This is a genomic window from Pontibacter sp. MBLB2868 (genome assembly GCF_051904785.1).
In the GTDB taxonomy this organism is placed as follows: Bacteria; Bacteroidota; Bacteroidia; order Cytophagales; family Hymenobacteraceae; genus Pontibacter.
In genome coordinates this window covers 3,565,748-3,577,987 of record NZ_CP196710.1, presented here as the reverse complement: position 1 = coordinate 3,577,987, position 12,240 = coordinate 3,565,748, and the positions used below count along the sequence as shown (strand labels likewise).

13 protein-coding genes are annotated in these 12,240 nt (G+C 46.4%); 8 read left to right on the top strand and 5 right to left on the bottom strand.

The window, feature by feature from the left end:
* The first annotated feature begins 10 nt into the window (after positions 1–10).
* Positions 11–1,513, top strand: a complete 1,503-nt coding sequence (locus ACSX1A_RS15300; protein ID WP_439880512.1) for a SusD/RagB family nutrient-binding outer membrane lipoprotein — start codon at positions 11–13, stop codon at positions 1,511–1,513.
* 195 nt (positions 1,514–1,708) lie between these two features.
* Here the strand turns inward: ACSX1A_RS15300 and ACSX1A_RS15295 are convergent, their stop codons facing one another.
* The 5 genes from ACSX1A_RS15295 to ACSX1A_RS15275 all read right to left on the bottom strand — a co-directional run bounded on the left by ACSX1A_RS15295 (position 1,709) and on the right by ACSX1A_RS15275 (position 6,504).
* The gene (locus ACSX1A_RS15295; protein ID WP_439880511.1) at positions 1,709–2,425 is read right to left on the bottom strand and encodes an SAM-dependent methyltransferase; all 717 of its coding nucleotides are present in this window, start codon (positions 2,423–2,425) and stop codon (positions 1,709–1,711) included.
* A gap of 181 nt (positions 2,426–2,606) precedes the next feature.
* Positions 2,607–3,377, bottom strand: a complete 771-nt coding sequence (locus tag ACSX1A_RS15290; protein WP_439880510.1) for an alpha/beta fold hydrolase — start codon at positions 3,375–3,377, stop codon at positions 2,607–2,609.
* Positions 3,378–3,706: 329 nt separating this feature from the next.
* Complete coding sequence (gene selD, locus ACSX1A_RS15285) at positions 3,707–4,759, bottom strand: selenide, water dikinase SelD (protein ID WP_439880509.1); 1,053 nt, start codon at positions 4,757–4,759, stop codon at positions 3,707–3,709.
* 2 nt (positions 4,760–4,761) lie between these two features.
* Positions 4,762–5,790, bottom strand: coding sequence for a tRNA 2-selenouridine(34) synthase MnmH (mnmH, locus tag ACSX1A_RS15280; RefSeq protein WP_439880508.1), 1,029 nt, complete (start codon positions 5,788–5,790; stop codon positions 4,762–4,764).
* A complete protein-coding gene (locus ACSX1A_RS15275; protein ID WP_439880507.1) occupies positions 5,791–6,504 on the bottom strand; it encodes a pyridoxine 5'-phosphate synthase in 714 nt (237 codons plus the stop codon).
* A 177-nt stretch (positions 6,505–6,681) separates the two neighbouring features.
* Between ACSX1A_RS15275 and ACSX1A_RS15270 the strand changes: the two genes are divergently transcribed.
* The 7 genes from ACSX1A_RS15270 (at position 6,682) to ACSX1A_RS15240 (ending at position 12,168) form a co-directional block, all read left to right on the top strand.
* Positions 6,682–7,143: a GatB/YqeY domain-containing protein gene (locus ACSX1A_RS15270; RefSeq protein ID WP_439880506.1), complete on the top strand. Its 462-nt coding sequence runs from the start codon at positions 6,682–6,684 to the stop codon at positions 7,141–7,143.
* Positions 7,144–7,234: 91 nt separating this feature from the next.
* Positions 7,235–7,753 (top strand): CvpA family protein, encoded by a 519-nt coding sequence (locus tag ACSX1A_RS15265; protein WP_439880505.1) that lies wholly within the window; start codon positions 7,235–7,237, stop codon positions 7,751–7,753.
* Between the two features lie 54 nt (positions 7,754–7,807).
* A complete protein-coding gene (locus ACSX1A_RS15260) occupies positions 7,808–8,377 on the top strand; it encodes an anthranilate synthase component II (RefSeq protein WP_439880504.1) in 570 nt (189 codons plus the stop codon).
* A gap of 49 nt (positions 8,378–8,426) precedes the next feature.
* Positions 8,427–9,203: an alpha/beta fold hydrolase gene (locus ACSX1A_RS15255; protein WP_439880503.1), complete on the top strand. Its 777-nt coding sequence runs from the start codon at positions 8,427–8,429 to the stop codon at positions 9,201–9,203.
* A complete protein-coding gene (locus ACSX1A_RS15250) occupies positions 9,200–9,865 on the top strand; it encodes a CBS domain-containing protein (RefSeq protein WP_439880502.1) in 666 nt (221 codons plus the stop codon). The genes ACSX1A_RS15255 and ACSX1A_RS15250 overlap by 4 nt, the downstream gene beginning before the upstream one ends.
* Positions 9,866–9,877: 12 nt before the next feature.
* Positions 9,878–11,269 carry a BamA/TamA family outer membrane protein gene (locus ACSX1A_RS15245; RefSeq protein ID WP_439880501.1) on the top strand — a complete coding sequence of 464 codons (1,392 nt, stop codon included), beginning with the start codon at positions 9,878–9,880 and terminating at the stop codon, positions 11,267–11,269.
* Positions 11,270–11,280: 11 nt separating this feature from the next.
* Positions 11,281–12,168, top strand: coding sequence for an NAD kinase (locus tag ACSX1A_RS15240; protein WP_439880500.1), 888 nt, complete (start codon positions 11,281–11,283; stop codon positions 12,166–12,168).
* The last annotated feature ends 72 nt before the right edge of the window (positions 12,169–12,240 follow it).

The following is a 12,240-nucleotide window of genomic DNA, read 5'->3' as shown; positions in this document are numbered from 1 at the left end:
AAAATTGAAAATGAAAAGGATTATATATTTATTATTATTCGCGTCGCTGTCACAAGGTTTCGTGGCATGCGAAACGGTGGACTTCGGTGACACCAATGAGAACAAAAATGGTGCTGAAGACCCATCTGCTTCTGGTCTGATGGCTAGTGCTATGATGTCTTATGGTAATATTACAGGAAGACAGGGAATAACGCAACCAACTCTGTATGTACAGTACCAGTCTCAGGTAACTTACACAGATGAGATGTTGTATTCTCAGGCACCGGCATCATGGTACACTTACTATGTAGATGTGCTTTCTAACCTGGATCAGGTTATAAAGATCAATCAGAACGAGGAAAACATCACACCTAATTTCATACTTCAAGGTGCTCCGGAGAATCAGATCGGTGTTGCAATGATCATGAAAGCAATTGTGATGAAGCGTGTGACTGATACTTGGGGTGATGCTCCATATTCTGAAGCTTTCAAAGGACTGGATGATCTTTCTCCAGCTTATGATAAGCAAGAGGATATCTATAAGGCGCTTATCAGCGAGTTAAAGGCAGGTAGAGATATGCTGGATGCATCTAAAAATATGCCAACTGGTGATATTATCTATAATGGCAATGTAAATGCATGGAAAAGGTTAGCGAACTCTGCTTTGCTACAAACTACCTTACAATTATCTAAGCGTTTTCCATCGCCATCTGGTTATGCCGCTACTGAATTTAAAGCAGCTTTAAATGATCCTGCTGGTGTTATTGATGAAGTAGGCGAAGAAGCTTGGTTCAAGTTTCAGGACGTTACTGGTTTCAGAAACCCTTGGAACTCGAACAGAACGCGTGACTACTTCCTCACAGGTGAGTTTGTAGATGCTTTACAAGGTGATCCAATGGCATCTTCACTGAACCCTACTTCAAACACTGCTGCTGATGCTAGAATCCAGGTTTACGCAAAGTCAGCCACAGCTGAAGGTGTACCTTATGGCCATGCAGATGGTAGCGGTTCTGGTAAAAATCAAATGTCAACTAAAAACTACTGGAACAATACTTCTCCGTTGCCTTTAATGACAGCATCTTATACTTACCTGAACAGAGCTGAAGCGGCGATGTTAGGTTGGACAACTGAGGTTGCTACTGATATGCTAAAAGAAGGTATCGTAATGTCTTTCAAAACACTGGATGCGCATAATGATGCTGGTGTAGCTATCAGCGATAAAGCCCTTGCTTATGCTACTGCACGTCTTGCAGATGTTGCAACTGCACAAGGTGGCCTGGCACAGGTCATTGGCGAAGAGAAGTGGAAAAGCTTGTTCGGAATGGGCTTCGATGCCTGGGCAGAGTGGAGAAGAACTGATTATCCACATCTTACTCCTGCAGAAGATTACCAGAACGATGGTCAGATTCCGACAAGATACCTGTACCCAACTGAAGAAGTTAACCTGAACAATGCAAACTATACTGCAGCACTTTCAGACTTGACGCCTTCTAAGGACAGCAACACAGCTCACGTTTGGTGGGATGTTGACTAACAAAAGAATAATTGGTTAATAAAGTAGATAGATTAGAATACTAGGTAGTAGTCTTCTTCATTGGACAAAGGCCCCCGGTTTCCGGGGGCCTTTTCTTTTTGGGATAGCACAACAAAAAACCTCAGCTCCAGCAGCTGAGGTTTTGCTTTATCTTGAACTTGGGGAGGATGTGTTACTTATGCTGAAGTAAAAGTTCTATCTGTAGATCAAAAACACAGCCGGCTGCTTATGTATATCCGGTAGCTTACCTTTCCACTGCTGAATGGTTTTGGTTTGGATAAACTCCAGTTCCGGAGAAGTGATGTTGGCAGCGATGCAAAGCTTTGTTTCAGGGTGTAGCGTAGTAAGCAGGTCTTCCAGAAGTTTGTTGTTGCGGTAAGGCGTTTCCATGAAGATCTGAGTCTGGTTACGCTGTTGCATCTCCTTCTCAAGTTGACGTAGTGCTTGCAGACGTGGCCCTTTTTCTATAGGTAAATAGCCGTGAAAGGCAAATTGCTGACCGTTAAAGCCGCTAGCCATTAAGCTCAAAAGAATGGCCGAAGGACCGGCAAAGGGTATAACTTTTATGTTTTTCTGGTGTGCATACTTTACAACTTCTGCACCAGGGTCTGCCACTCCCGGGCATCCGGCTTCTGATATAATACCAGCATCTATACCTTGCTCCAGCAGAGGCTTTAGCGAAGCCTGCACCTGTGCCGGGCTTGCATCTTTATCTACCTGTACAAACTTAAGCTCTTCTATAACCAGCTCCGGACAAATGCTCTTCACATAGCGGCGGGCCGTGCGCAGGTTCTCTACTATAAAATAAGTCAGGTGGCTAACAGTGTCTGTTACCTGCGGTGATATTACTTTGTCTGCAGTCCCCTCAGCAAGTACAGTGGGAATAAGATATAAGGTGCCGGCTTTTTTCATGTCTGCAAAGGTAGGAGATTAATTAACTGCCACTGCTTTCATGGCATTTCGTCTGAATCAGGATTTGCAGGATGGCGTTGAATTTTCAGGATCGATTAGCATGAGCTTGTACCACAATTAATTTTTACTGGTACTATAGAATTTATCCTGTTTATCTTTTCAAATCCTGAAAATCCTGATCCTAGTCAGTGCTCAGGAAAGTAGTTACTAAATCATACACTTTATCCGGTGCCTCGGCATGAACCCAATGGCCTGCCTCCGGTATGGTTTCCATTTCCACGAGAGTGAACAGGTGTTCTATGTTGGAGTACAGATCTTCCTGCGTAATGTAGTTCGATCTGCCGCCACGTATAAACAATGCATGTTTTTTGAAAGGGACATCTGCGGTAATAGCTCCGGCTATCTTTTCGTAGTTTTTTTCAATAGCATCTAAGTTCATGCGCCAGCCAAACGTATTATCTTCTTTGCGGTAGAGGTTCTTCATCAGGAACAGGCGTACATCTTCCTGTCTGATATACTTTGCCAATTGCTTGTCGATGTCTCCACGGCTGGTGGCGTTGCTCAGGTCTACAGACTGCAGGGCGTCTATGATCTCATCGTGATGTGGGGGATAAGCTTTAGGGGCAATGTCTACTACAATTAATTTTGTGAGGCGGGTAGGATACTTCAGCGCATAATTCATGGCAACTTTACCACCCATCGAGTGGCCCATTATGGCAGGTGTTGGTATCTGCAGGTCATCAACTAACTGAAGCACATCAGCAGCCATGGCATCGTAATCGTGCTGCTCGCTGTGCGGGGAGCGGCCGTGGTTACGGAGGTCCACAAGAAATACATTGTAATGCTCAGCTAATCGTTTTGCCAGGGTTGCCCAGTTATCCAATGTGCCAAACAAGCCATGCAAAATAAGAAGCGGCTGGCCATGGCCCATTTCTTTATAGTGTAGTTTCATACTTTCAGGTACTATTTTTCATGAATATTTAAGCCTCAGGATTGAGCAGTAAACTCTGATTCTTTACCCACCCCCAGCCCCTCCAAGGAGGGGAATTTTACTTGTACATGTAATTTCCAAGCTATGCCGCGAGTTTAACGTTAGCGCAACTTGTGGCATAGTATGAGGCCAGTTTGTAACTGGCGTACTATTTAAAGCTATACTTTTGCCAATTACAAACTGGCTACCATTCCGGCCACCAGTTACCGCTTTGCTCAAACTGGCGGCATACATGGGCATATGTGAACTAATTATAGGAAGTACGGAAGCAGGTGACAGGTAGATAATATTTATTCCACCTTAATCAGTTTCTCTTCAACCTCACGCTCCTGAAGCATACCAAAAGGCTGTAGCTGCAGGCCATACTTTTCAAACACCTGCAACACTTCTTCGCGGCCAGCCGGATCAACAGCTACTAACAGTCCGCCACTGGTTTGCGGGTCGCAGAGCAGGTGTTTTTGCTCCGGAGTAAGTTCTGCTAGTTTATGCCCGTAGCTATCGAAGTTACGGTGTGTTCCGCCAGGTATAGCATTCTGAGCCAGGTATTCTAATGCTTCAGGTAGTACCGGTACTTTATCAAAATATACCTTAGCTGTCAGGTTACTGCCCTCACACATTTCGGAAAGGTGCCCCATCAAGCCAAAGCCCGTTACATCGGTCATGGCTTTTACCTGTGGTAGTTGCCCCAGTTCCGCCCCGATCTTGTTCAGTTGCATCATTTGCTGCGGCGCAAGGTGTGCATGTTCAGATTTAAGTATGGCTTTTTTCTGAGAAGTAGTGAGTATGCCTACGCCCAATGGTTTGGTAAGGTATAGTTCACAGCCGGCTGTAGCAGTGTCGTTTTGCTTCAAATTTTTGATGTCTACCATGCCTGTTACGGCCAGACCAAAGATCGGCTCCGGGCTATCGATGCTGTGGCCGCCAGCCAATGGAATGCCTGCTTCGTGGCAGATGCTGCGGCTGCCTTCAATTACTCTTCGGGCTACTTCCGGCGATAGCTTGTCAATCGGCCAGCCCAGTACGGCAATTGCCATCATCGGTGTGCCGCCCATAGCATACACATCCGATATTGCGTTGGCAGAAGCAATACGACCAAAATCATACGCATCATCCACGATCGGCATAAAGAAATCAGTCGTACTGATAACAGCTTTGCCGTTACCGATGTCGTACACAGCTGCATCGTCACGAGAACTATTGCCTACCAGCAGGTTCTTTTCTTCCGGGTAATGGATATCGGAGTGCAGGATCGAGTCCAGTACTTTCGGGGATATTTTGCAGCCGCATCCAGCTCCATGACTGTATTGGGTAAGTTTTATGTCTTGTGCAGTGGTATCTTCCATGGCTATAGTAAATTATTCTTTTTAGCGAACTGCACCACTTGTGCAGCGTTTTCTTCGGGATCTATACTTTGTAATTCCAGGGGCAGTACATGTTGCCGTTTAGCCAGGTCAAAAGTATAAGCCTTATCATAATAAGCGAGTGCTAGCTCAACCATCTTCTCCATATCACCTCCGGCAATAGCAGCCAAGGCCTCTTTGGTTGCCAGGCCGCCAAGCCGTTTTTTTATTTTAAGGATAGATGCTTCCAGTATGGCTTTATCGGTTTGGCAATATTCCTGTGCCAGTTTCCGGATACGTAGGTTTTTAGGGATATCCAGGGCAATGGTAGGGGTTGCCTGCATTTGGTTATGAAGTTCCGGAGGCATCACAACACGGCCAATTGTTTTGCTCTCGTCCTCCAGCCACAGTGGCTGAAGCGGGTCATGCTTTAGCAGCTCCGTAGCCAGCAGATTTTCGAAATGCTCAGTACTGGGCTGTGGCGCCATGCCAATACTTCCAAAAGCAGATCCTTTATGGCTTGCTAAGCCTTCCAGGTCTACAGTTTGTTGGCCTAGTGTAGCCAGGTAGGGGAGAATGTCAGTCTTGCCACTCCCGGTAAGGCCACCGAGTATAAGTAGCTTACGGGGCAAGCTGAACTGCTCCAACACCAGGTGCCGGTATGTTTTATAACCTCCCTGGAGCAGGTGCACGTTAAATCCTGAGAAATCAAGCAGCCAGGCCATCGCTCCGCTTCGCATGCCACCACGCCAGCAATGCACTAACAGCTCTTTGTCTTTAGCCAGTTTGGTGGCTTCTTTTACAAAACCTGACATGCGAGGGCCAAACAGGTCAAGGCCAAGCAGCACAGCCGGGTCATGGCCTTGTTGCTTGTATGCAGTGCCTACTTTGGCGCGCTGCTCATCATCAAATATAGGAAAGGAATGTGCTGTGGGAATATGCCCGGCTTCAAACTCTTTAGGTGCGCGTACGTCGAGCACTGGCAGTTGCTCTGCCTTTTTTAAAAATTCCTGTATCGTTATTGTATTTACCATCTACTTAAGCTGACGAAGGTACAGCTGTATGGTATTTTCCAGGCCATAATAAAGTGCATCGCAGATCAGTGCATGGCCAATGCTCACTTCCATCAGGTTAGGCAACGTATCATGCAGGTATTTCAGGTTATCCAGGTCCAGGTCATGGCCGGCGTTAAGTCCGAGGTTAAATTCCTGCGCTTTTCTGGCCGCTGCCAGGTATGGAGCAATGGCCTGCTCCCGGTTAGCATGATAATGGCGGGCGTAATCTTCGGTATACAATTCTATTCTGTCGGTGCCTACTGCTGCGGCTCCCTCCACCATGGCAACTTCCGGGTCAACAAAAATAGAGGTGCGAATCCCGATTTCTTTTAGTTCACCGATCACATCTGTAAGAAAATCTTTGTATTTTAGGGTGTCCCAGCCAGCGTTTGAGGTGATGGCATCGGGGGCATCGGGCACCAGTGTTGCCTGTTCCGGCCGCACCTCTTTTACCATTTTCAGGAAATCCGGAGTTGGGTTGCCTTCGATATTGAACTCGGTGGTTACCACTTGTTTCAGGTCGTACACATCTTGGTAACGGATGTGACGCTCATCCGGGCGCGGATGCACGGTAATGCCCTGAGCACCGAAGCGCTCGCAGTCCTTTGCCGTTTGGACCACGTTTGGCCTATCGCCGCCGCGGGCGTTCCGAAGCGTTGCTATTTTGTTTATATTTACACTCAGCTTGGTCATAGGTGTTATGTTGTAGCCTGTAAAGGCCATGCTATTAACTTACATAAATGAATGACTAAATTAGTGGAATTTTGTTTAAGATGATAACTTATACCCTCTGCTGTAGTCACGTATAAAAGCAGGCTGCTACATGAAAAGCAGTATCTCAACAGTTTAAAGAACTAATAATATAAAACTATGTCATTAAAAGAACGCATTAACGCCGACATTAAAGAAGCCATGTTGGCAAAAGATAAAGCCCGTTTACAGGCCCTTAGAAGTATAAAGTCGCAGATTATGCTGGCCGAAACTGAGAAAGGCGGCACCGAAGGTATTAGTGAAGATGCAGAGATGAAGCTGTTGACAAAAGCAGCCAAGCAGCGCCGCGAATCGGCAGAGCTCTATGCGCAGCAAGGCCGCACAGACCTGGAGGAGATCGAACTGCAGGAATTGACTGTGATAGAAGGATACCTTCCAAAGCAGTTAGACGAAGGTGACCTGCGTGTGCGCCTGGTAGAAATTATACAACGTGTAGGCGCAACCGGACCTTCTGACATGGGTAAGGTAATGGGAGTTGCTTCCAAAGAGCTGGCAGGGCAGGCAGACGGACGCGCAATCTCGACGGCAGTAGGACAGCTGTTGAACAATACTGATTTTTAAATTTTATCTGGAAGACTGTCTGAAAGGCAGTGTCTCGTGCTGCTTAGGCTAGTTGCAAGAGCAGCACGGGATATTTTAAATTATTTCACCCTTGAGCACGTTTGATTTTTTTCTGGCATTGCCCATTTTGTATGGTGCTTTCCAAGGCTTCCGCAAAGGGCTGCTATTAGAGCTGGTATCTTTGGTAGGGCTGGTGCTGGCTATACTTGGCGGCCTAAAGCTTTTAGATACCGCTTTGCCTGTAATGAAGGATTTTATTGGAGACGCACACGGGCTGCTGCCTTATGTTACGTTTCTGGTGGTGTTCGTCGGAATCATCCTGCTTATTCATGTGGGTGGCCTGATCTTGAAAAAGGTGATTGACTTTACGCCATTTGGTCTTTTCGATAATGTACTGGGAAGTATACTTGGTGCCTTAAAGTGGTGCGTGGCGCTGAGCCTGCTGCTTTATGTTTCTGATATGGCCGGTATCAGTGTGTCAGAAGATACGGCTGCAGCTTCGATGGTATACCCGGTAGTTTTAAAAACCACTCCTTATGCGCTGGATATTCTGGGGTATGTTCTTCCGTTTGTGAAAGCCCTTATCTTTTCGCTGCAGCAGAATTTTTAGCCTGCAGGTAGTTAAGGTAAAGAATATAGCGAAAATAATTGCACACTGTCAGTCATGCTACTCCTGCTCGATAATTTTGACTCGTTTACCTACAACTTAGTAGATTACCTGGGCCAGGCTGGCGTAGAGGCTATGGTAGTTCGAAACGATGTGCCACTGGAGGAAATAAAACAACTGCCAGTTACAGCGGTTGTATTGTCGCCTGGGCCGGGAGTGCCGCAAAGTGCCGGCTGCCTGATGGACGTGATCCGCTATTATCATGAACGGGTGCCGATGCTGGGGATTTGTTTAGGGCACCAGGCACTGGGGCAGTTTTTTGGAGCAACCCTGGAGAAAGGTATAAAACCGATGCATGGCAAAGTATCGGAGATCGTGTGCGAGGATGATCCGCTTTTTAAAGGCTTGCCAAAACAGATGCCCGTTGTCCGGTACCATTCGCTGGTGCTGTGCCATACACCAGATTGCCTTTTGCCCCTGGCTTGCACAGCCCGAGGAGAACTGATGGCCTTCCGGCATAAAACGCTGCCGTTGTACGCACTACAGTTTCATCCGGAGGCGGCCTTAACTACTTATGGACTCCAGATGATTCAAAATTGGGTTAGTATTGCTAATATTGCATGCTAATTAACCGTATTAGGTAAAAAATACGTTTCTTTTACAAAGCTTACATTACATGGATTTACAGATAAAACAGGAAGGCGGATTTAAATACATCGACGAAGGAAGTGGAGAGGTAATGGTTCTGCTACACGGTTTGTTTGGGGCGCTCAGCAACTGGCATGGTGTCGTAGATCATTTTTCAAAGCACTACCGTGTTGTAATTCCATTGATGCCGATCTATGAGATGTCGCTGCATAAGGCCGGAGTGTCTGGTTTAGTGTCTTTTGTAGAAGACTTTGTAAAGCATATGCAACTGAATGATATGACCCTTCTGGGAAATTCACTGGGTGGGCATGTGGCACTGGTTTATACCTTAAAAAACGGTGGCAAAGTGAAGCGCCTGGTGTTAACCGGCAGCTCCGGCCTCTTCGAAGACTCCATGGGTGGATCATTTCCGAAGCGTGGCAATTACGAGTATGTGAAGGAGCGGGTAGCCTATACTTTTTACGACCCGAACACAGCTACTAAAGAACTGGTAGATGAGGTTTTTGATATCACCAACAGTAATGCGAAATGTTTGCGCATCATTGCCATAGCCAAGTCGGCACAACGACATAATATGGCCAAAGATATCACAAATATCAATGTGCCTACGTTATTGATATGGGGCCTGAACGATACGATCACACCACCGATGGTAGCCCATGAATTTAACAGGCTTATACCTAACTCGGATCTTTATTTTATTGATAAATGCGGGCATGCGCCAATGATGGAACATCCTGAGAAGTTTAACAGTATCTTAGAAAAATTTTTAGCCAAAACCCCCATAACTGAAACCGCCACATGATAGCAGAAGAACTCATCAACCAAATGATTCCGCCGCTAAAGCTTTACGATACCGTAGAAAAAGCTTTGCGATGGATGGATGAGTTTCGTGTGAATGAACTGCCTGTGGTAAGCAACCGCAAGTACATGGGCCTGGCAACAGAACAAACCCTGATTGAGCTCCTGGACCGGGCACAGCCGCTTAAAGAGCTTGAACTGGAATATAAGGACGTGCACGTGCAGGGGCAGCAGCATTTCTATGATGTAATGGAGGCTGCCATAAAGAACAAGATACAGGTAGTGCCGGTGCTTGACGAAGAGCAGGATTATATCGGTATCATCACCATTAATGATACACTGGCTGCGTTCGGGCAGATGTCGGCGTTGCAGGGGCAGGGAAGTATTCTTGTGCTCTCTATGCCGGAACGGGATTACTCTCTGAGCCAGATAAGCCGATTAATAGAAGAGGAAGGCACCAAGATTTTAAGTGCCTATGTATCGCCAGATGAGCTGGACCCCTTTAAGATCAAACTTACCCTCAAGCTGAACACTACCGACATGAGCCGCATCATAGCAACGCTAGAGCGCTTCGAATATCGTATTACAGCACAATTCAACGATGGCACTGAGCAGGACATAGGCCGCGACAGGCTGGACATGCTTTTTAAATACCTGGATATTTAAGCTGGTGCGTTGATGCTCCGTTCGTTCCTTTTCTTAGTAGCATGCCTGTACTTCTCTATAACTGTTTTACAGGCCTCACCTTGTGCAGATCCGGTGGTGGAGGTAAGCAACATTACGTTTGCCGGTAACGAAATCACAAAACCCCTGGTAATGCTGCGGGAGCTGAGCTTTGCTCCCGGTGACTCCATTGCAAGCAATGAACTGGAGCCAATACTGGAAGAGAACCGGAAGCGACTGCTTAACCTGCGCCTTTTTCATGAGGTAAGTTATACTTATACCTGTAATGCTGGCCATGTGCAGGTGCAATATGTAGTGCAGGAACGCTACTACTTGTACCCGATTCCTATTCTGGATTTTGCAGACAGAAATTTTAATGCCTGGCTCGAAAAAAAAGACTGGAGCCGCATTGACTACGGTTTAAACCTGGTTCGGAAAAACGTTAGGGGCCGGAATGAGGAAGTGCGCCTCCGCGTGCAACAAGGCTTTAATAAACGGTTGGAGGTGTCGTACAGGGTGCCTTACCTTATACGGCAATACAACTTAGGCGCTGAGGTTGCCCTGTCAGATTACCGGAGCCGCGTTACAAGCTACACGAATTATAAGAACAGGCAGCGCTTTATTGAGCAGGACGAGGTGCTGCCGATCAAAAGAACTTCTGTAGCCGCAGGCATCATCCATCGGCAGAGTGTGGCGAGGCAGGAAGGGCTGAGGGTATCTTATCATAATGAACATATTTCTGACTCAGTATCCAGGTTAAACCCTGAATATTATGCCGATGCGTTAACGGAGCGGCAGTACATTCGCCTGGAACTTTATAAGGTTATAAACCTGCGCAATAATTTTGTGTATCCGCTGTCAGGGAGCTACTTTGAAGCAGGGTTGGCACAGACTTTTTTTCTGAAGGACACGGGTTCACCTTATACTATGGCCCGGGCCAAGTATGTCAGTTATTTTAAGCTTTCCGATAAATACTCTTACATGGCAGGTGTGGAGGGGCAGCTGCGCCTGGCCGGCGAGCACGCGTTTGCTGATAATATTGCTCTGGGGTACCGGTCTTTGGTGAGGGGTTATGAGCTTTACGTAGTGGGAGGGCAGCATTACGGCCTTTTTAAACAAGGTATTACGCGCCAGTTGCTTGATATTAAAAGTATTAAGCTTAAATTTATAGATAGCCCAAAGTTTAATAATATCCCTTTGTCTGTTTACCTGAACGCTTTTACAGATGCCGGGTATGTTGCAGATAATGTTTTTGATGAAAACAACCCGCTTACAAATCGTGTTTTAGCAGGTGGAGGGCTGGGCTTACACGCTGTTACGTTCTATGATATTGTGCTCCGGCTGGAGTACACGTTAAACCGGGAAGGTGACAGGGGATTATACTTTAGTGGCAGGATTCCTTTTTAAAACGATCAACAATGAGAATAGCTATACTTGGCAAACCCTTCAGCGATAGCATTGCACCTTTCATCCAGATGCTTTTTGATGAGCTGCAGCGCCGGAAGGCAGACTTGTTTATGGTGGAGCATTTCCAGCTCTACCTGAAAAATACCCTGAACCTGCCTACTGGTATACAAACCTTTAACCGGGGTGATAAGCTGGAGGATGTCGATGTTGTGCTAAGCATTGGTGGCGACGGCACCCTGCTTGATTCTGTTACTTATGTCGGGGCCCAGGAGATTCCCATACTTGGTATAAACACGGGCCGCCTTGGCTTCCTGGCTACTATACCTTACGATAGCATTAACATCGCCCTGGATGCACTGTATAAAGGGCACTATACTTTAGATGACCGGGCACTGATACGGGTGGATTCCGATCAGGAGATATTCGACGGGATAAACTTTGGGCTTAACGAGTTCAGTGTTTTAAAGCGCGATACATCTGCTATGATTGTGGTGCATACCTACATTGACGGGGAATACCTGAACTCATACTGGGCCGATGGTCTGGTGGTGGCTACACCTACTGGCTCCACAGGCTATTCGTTAAGCTGTGGCGGGCCACTGGTGCTTCCACAGACCAACAATTTTGTTATCTCGCCCGTATGTCCCCATAATCTGAATGTGAGGCCCATGATTGTATCTGACCGGAGCGTGATTTCTTTTGAAGTTGAGGGCCGTAGCAGTGGTTATCTGGCTTCGCTCGATTCCAGGTCTACCCCAGTAGATATGTCGGTACAACTGGCAGTAAGGCGGGAGAATTTCTCAGCACGCTTAGTAAAGCTCCATCACGTTAACTTCCTGACAACGCTGCGGAGTAAATTAAACTGGGGGCTGGATAAAAGGAATATTCTTCTGAAATAGATGATATTAAATATCCTTTATATTATTTCCTTTGCAAGATTAAATGTTTATTTTTGCTTAACACTTAATAAG

Bases quoted from the DNA above. Each gene is read 5' to 3' on its own strand.
- ACSX1A_RS15300 (WP_439880512.1), top strand. From the start codon at position 11: ATGAAAAGGATTATATATTTATTATTATTCGCGTCGCTGTCACAAGGT.
- ACSX1A_RS15295 (WP_439880511.1), bottom strand. From the start codon at position 2,425: ATGAAAAAAGCCGGCACCTTATATCTTATTCCCACTGTACTTGCTGAG.
- ACSX1A_RS15290 (WP_439880510.1), bottom strand. From the start codon at position 3,377: ATGAAACTACACTATAAAGAAATGGGCCATGGCCAGCCGCTTCTTATT.
- selD (WP_439880509.1), bottom strand. From the start codon at position 4,759: ATGGAAGATACCACTGCACAAGACATAAAACTTACCCAATACAGTCAT.
- mnmH (WP_439880508.1), bottom strand. From the start codon at position 5,790: ATGGTAAATACAATAACGATACAGGAATTTTTAAAAAAGGCAGAGCAA.
- ACSX1A_RS15275 (WP_439880507.1), bottom strand. From the start codon at position 6,504: ATGACCAAGCTGAGTGTAAATATAAACAAAATAGCAACGCTTCGGAAC.
- ACSX1A_RS15270 (WP_439880506.1), top strand. From the start codon at position 6,682: ATGTCATTAAAAGAACGCATTAACGCCGACATTAAAGAAGCCATGTTG.
- ACSX1A_RS15260 (WP_439880504.1), top strand. From the start codon at position 7,808: ATGCTACTCCTGCTCGATAATTTTGACTCGTTTACCTACAACTTAGTA.
- ACSX1A_RS15255 (WP_439880503.1), top strand. From the start codon at position 8,427: ATGGATTTACAGATAAAACAGGAAGGCGGATTTAAATACATCGACGAA.
- ACSX1A_RS15250 (WP_439880502.1), top strand. From the start codon at position 9,200: ATGATAGCAGAAGAACTCATCAACCAAATGATTCCGCCGCTAAAGCTT.
- ACSX1A_RS15245 (WP_439880501.1), top strand. From the start codon at position 9,878: ATGCTCCGTTCGTTCCTTTTCTTAGTAGCATGCCTGTACTTCTCTATA.
- ACSX1A_RS15240 (WP_439880500.1), top strand. From the start codon at position 11,281: ATGAGAATAGCTATACTTGGCAAACCCTTCAGCGATAGCATTGCACCT.